This is a genomic window from Pseudoalteromonas sp. S3785 (genome assembly GCF_005887365.1).
In the GTDB taxonomy this organism is placed as follows: Bacteria; Pseudomonadota; Gammaproteobacteria; order Enterobacterales; family Alteromonadaceae; genus Pseudoalteromonas.
In genome coordinates this window covers 1-4,398 of record NZ_PNCT01000091.1, presented here as the reverse complement: position 1 = coordinate 4,398, position 4,398 = coordinate 1, and the positions used below count along the sequence as shown (strand labels likewise).

2 protein-coding genes and 1 tRNA gene are annotated in these 4,398 nt (G+C 39.3%); 1 reads left to right on the top strand and 2 read right to left on the bottom strand.

The features are described from left to right. The first annotated feature begins 44 nt into the window (after positions 1–44). Positions 45–131 (top strand) — tRNA-Leu (locus tag CWC17_RS18110). Between the two features lie 445 nt (positions 132–576). Here CWC17_RS18110 and CWC17_RS18105 read toward each other — a convergent pair. Both CWC17_RS18105 and CWC17_RS18100 read right to left on the bottom strand, forming a co-directional pair. Further along, the gene (locus tag CWC17_RS18105; RefSeq protein ID WP_138614467.1) at positions 577–2,172 is read right to left on the bottom strand and encodes a BCCT family transporter; all 1,596 of its coding nucleotides are present in this window, start codon (positions 2,170–2,172) and stop codon (positions 577–579) included. A 182-nt stretch (positions 2,173–2,354) separates the two neighbouring features. Then, positions 2,355–3,770, bottom strand: coding sequence for an alanine/glycine:cation symporter family protein (locus CWC17_RS18100; protein WP_138614465.1), 1,416 nt, complete (start codon positions 3,768–3,770; stop codon positions 2,355–2,357). Positions 3,771–4,398 lie beyond the last annotated feature (628 nt).

Genomic DNA, 4,398 nt, shown 5'->3' with positions numbered 1-4,398 from the left:
CCCAGCAAGTCTTGAGTCCCGATGCTATCAATAGCAAACTCGATGCCCGAGTGGTGGAATTGGTAGACACAAGGGATTTAAAATCCCTCGACTAACAAGTCGTGCCGGTTCAAGTCCGGCCTCGGGCACCACTTTTACTAAAGTCCTTTTAGTAAATTAAATACCCCATTATTCAAAATAAATCCTCAGTTTTATTATCCAAAAATCATTTTATTTATGTTTTTACCTATCTTTAAAAGTTAATAGCAATTGGCTTAATTAAATGAATGATATGAAACAAGACAATCGTGCTTAAAGCAAAGCGTACGTATTGTTGTACCTTAGCGTTAGTTGATTAAACCTACATTACTTTTCCTATATCCCTTTGCAGCGGTCGAACAACTACTTTTAACACTGTTTATTAAAGCTATTTTGCATAAATGCACGATTAATAGTGCATTTTAAAGGTGTATTGCCAAAGCTAAATAGCTTGATGAGTAAATACGTTCGTAAATGTATTAGCTGAAGTGTAGGTAAGGGCAGAAATAAAGTGAGAGCGCAAAGCGACACGAAGCCGCTTTGCTAAAGTATATAATGCTATAACTTTGTTTGTGCCTTATAGATAGGGTATTCGCTCATTAAGCCTTGAATCAGCGCTACGCACATTAAAATGAGCACAATTGAGAAAGGTAACGCTGTAGTTACGACTCCTGATTGCAAAGCTTGTAAGGCTTGAGAGCCTCCTACCCACAGTAATACGGCGGCTATAGCCCCTTCAATCGATGCCCAAAATATACGTTGTGGCACCGGCGCATCAATTTTCCCGCCAGCAGTTATACCATCTATCACAAGTGACCCAGAGTCAGAAGAGGTTATAAAAAACACTAAAACAAGCACAATTGAAATAACACTAATAAAGCTACTTAGCGGAAGTTGCTCATAAACCTGAAATAGCGTTACTGAGATATCAGTTAACCCGTTTTGTCCAAGCGGACCTATTTTATCAATAATTTGTGAAATGGCTAAATTACCAAACACGCCCATCCAAACTAAACTTAATAGTGTTGGCAAGCCAATGACGACCAATAAAAACTCTCGCACGGTGCGGCCCTTAGATACTCGGGCAATAAACATTCCGACAAATGGCGACCACGATATCCACCATGCCCAGTAAAATACTGTCCAGGCATGCATCCAGTCTTCATCTTCTCGGCCAAACGGATTACTAAGCGGGATCATGTGATCTACATATGCACCAAAGGTAAACCATATAGCCGTAATTGAATCACTAAAAGTAAGGGATATGATGGCTACAAGTAAAATAAATGCACATATAAGGTTTATGTTACTAAGTACTTTCACTCCCCCCTCAATACCTTTAATAACAGACACAATAGCAATACAGGTAACGAGCGCTATAACCGTAATCTGAAAAGCGGTACCGTAGTCTGTGCCCATTAAATAATTAATACCACTTGTTGCTTGCTGCGCCCCTAAACCAAGAGACGTTGCTAAACCAAAAAGCGTAGAGAGTACAGCAAGAATGTCGATAACATGACCCAGCCAACCCCAAGCTCGATCGCCAAATAAAGGGTAAAACACGGATCGTATAGATAATGGAAGGCCTTTATTGTAGGCAAAAAATGCTAAACTAAGTGCAACAATGGCGTAAATTGCCCAGCCATGTAAACCCCAGTGATACATGGTGGCACCCATGGCTAAAGAGTGAGCTTCTGGGGTGTTTGGCTGTGCATTCATTGGCATTAAGTACCAATCAGTAAAATAAGCTGCCGGCTCTGCAACACCCCAAAACAGTAAACCTATCCCCATTCCTGCTGCAAATAGCATTGCCAACCATGAAAGATAACCATGTTCAGGTTTTGCATCAACACCTCCTAAGCGAATTTTGCCAAGAGGGGAGAGCGCAAGTGCAAAGCAAAATAATACGAAACCATTAGCAATCAACATGAAGTAACTATCAAATTTATTGATAATGGCATCTTTAGTTGAGGTCAGTGCTTCCCTGACAACTTCAGGGTCAAGCAATAAGGTAAGGGCAACAAATAGTATGACTAAAAATGCGCTTATTCCAAACACGGGATTATGAACATCAAACCCCCATTTTTGTACGTTATCTTGACCTACTTGATAATCGGTAGTGTCAATACTGTATTTGTTCAATTGGTCATCCATCATGACTCCTTTATATTATAGATAACAAACTTAATTTTATTGTACGTAAGTAAATTAAAAAGCGCCTATTACTGATATTTAATTATGGTATATATCTTTGAAATACATTAATAAAATTTTATATAGTTTGTAAGGCAAAAAAAAGCGAGCAAATGCTCGCTTAATAATTTTTCAATTTAGTGTTACTTCCACGCGTTAGGATCAACCTCTTTGGCAAGCTTAGGGTGCTTGTCTTTGTCAAACGTAGGTAGTACACCTTGCTTATTTTGTGCGTTGTAATCTTTTGATAACCATACAACAACACCAGAGAGCATAAACAGTGCAACCACGTTTACAATAGCCATTAGGCCCATAGAGATATCAGCAAGTGTCCAAATAATCCCTAGTTCACCAATGGCGCCAAACATAACCATACCTAATACCAATAACCTAAATACAAACATTCCTTTATTAGAGTTATGTTCTAAAAACATTAGGTTTGTTTCGGCATATGAGTAATTCGCTACAATAGAGGTAAATGCAAAAAACAAAATAGCAATGGCAATAAAGTAAGTGCCCCAATCACCTACGTGCTCTTGCAGTGCAGCTTGTGTTAACTCTATTCCTAATACACCCGATTCAGGCACAAGTTGATTAGACAGTAAGATTAATGAGGCAGTGGCTGTACAGATCACAATAGTATCTATAAATACACCTAGCATTTGCACATACCCTTGCGATGCTGGGTGCGGAGGGTAAGGTGTTGCCGTTGCTGCAGCATTGGCTGCGCTACCCATACCTGCTTCGTTTGAAAACAAACCGCGCTTAATACCTTGGATCATAGCTTGTGTTACACCATAGCCAATGGCACCGGCGCCTGCTTGCTCTAAACCAAATGCACTTTTTACTATAAGTACAATAACATCAGGCAGAGCAGTGAAGTTTACTGCACATACATATATAGCAACTAGCAAATAGGCAAGCGCCATAAATGGAACAACCATTTCGGCAAAACGTGATATTGTTTTTAATCCACCAAAAATAATGATGCCAGAGCCAATCACAAGTGCTATGCCTACTATATACTTAGGTACATCAAACGCTACTTCAAATGCGGCAGCAATAGAGTTTGACTGTACAGCATTAAATACCAGGCCAAAGGCTAAAATTAAGCACAGTGAAAACAGGACACCCATCCAGCGTTTGCCTAAACCGCGCTCCATATAATAAGCAGGGCCGCCTCTAAAGTTGCCATCAGCGTCTTTAGTTTTATAAGCTTGTGCTAACGTACTCTCTGCAAAGCTAGTTGCCATACCTATTAAAGCAATCAGCCACATCCAAAATATAGCGCCAGGGCCACCTAAATAAAGTGCCACGGCAACACCGGCCATATTACCTGTTCCAACACGCGCGGCTAAAGAAGTACAAAAAGCTTGAAAAGAAGAAATCTCATCACCACCACATTTACGTGAGCCAAACATAACTTTAAACATATGGGGGAATTGTACAAATTGAATAAAGCCCAACCGAATGGTAAAAAAGACACCTGCTGCTATTAATAAGTAGACGAGAACTTGGCCCCAAAGTAAGGCACTTATACTATTTATTATATCTGTCATGAATACTACCTAAGTACATGAGTTGAAAAAGTGCTGGCAACTTACCATAACGAATCAAAAGAGTTTAGTTTTAAAAGCAAAAAAGCAGTCTTATCCACAAGCTTTTGTGGGTAACATGTGCTTTTAATGTGGGTTTCTTATGGGTATAAATTAAACGCAATTTTATTAAATAAAACGCTTGCGTAAAAATCCGTTCTCTCTATAATGCGACCCCACTGAGACGGCAGAGCGCAACGCATAGCGAGGCACGAGCTAATCAGTGAGTCGAGTAAAACTTAGTTTTAAAAACTTTCAAGTTTAACAAAATTAAGTGTTGACAAAAAGATAGGAAAGCGTAACATGCGCAGCCCTAGCGAGATAAAGCAACGCGCTTTAATCGCAACGTTCTTTAACAATATAAAGCAATCATCTGTGTGGGCACTCGTACAGGTTGAGTTCTAACAGCCAAGCTACTTCGGTAGTGAAGCAAACAAATTTAGAGTCTCAATTGAAACTGAGTGACCAACAGCAATAAATTTATTTATTGCAGCACAGTCAATTCAATATCGAAAGATATTAAATAAATTCAGAATTCATTGAGCTGTCGAAAGACACAAAACTTTTTAATTGAAGAGTTTGATCATGGCTC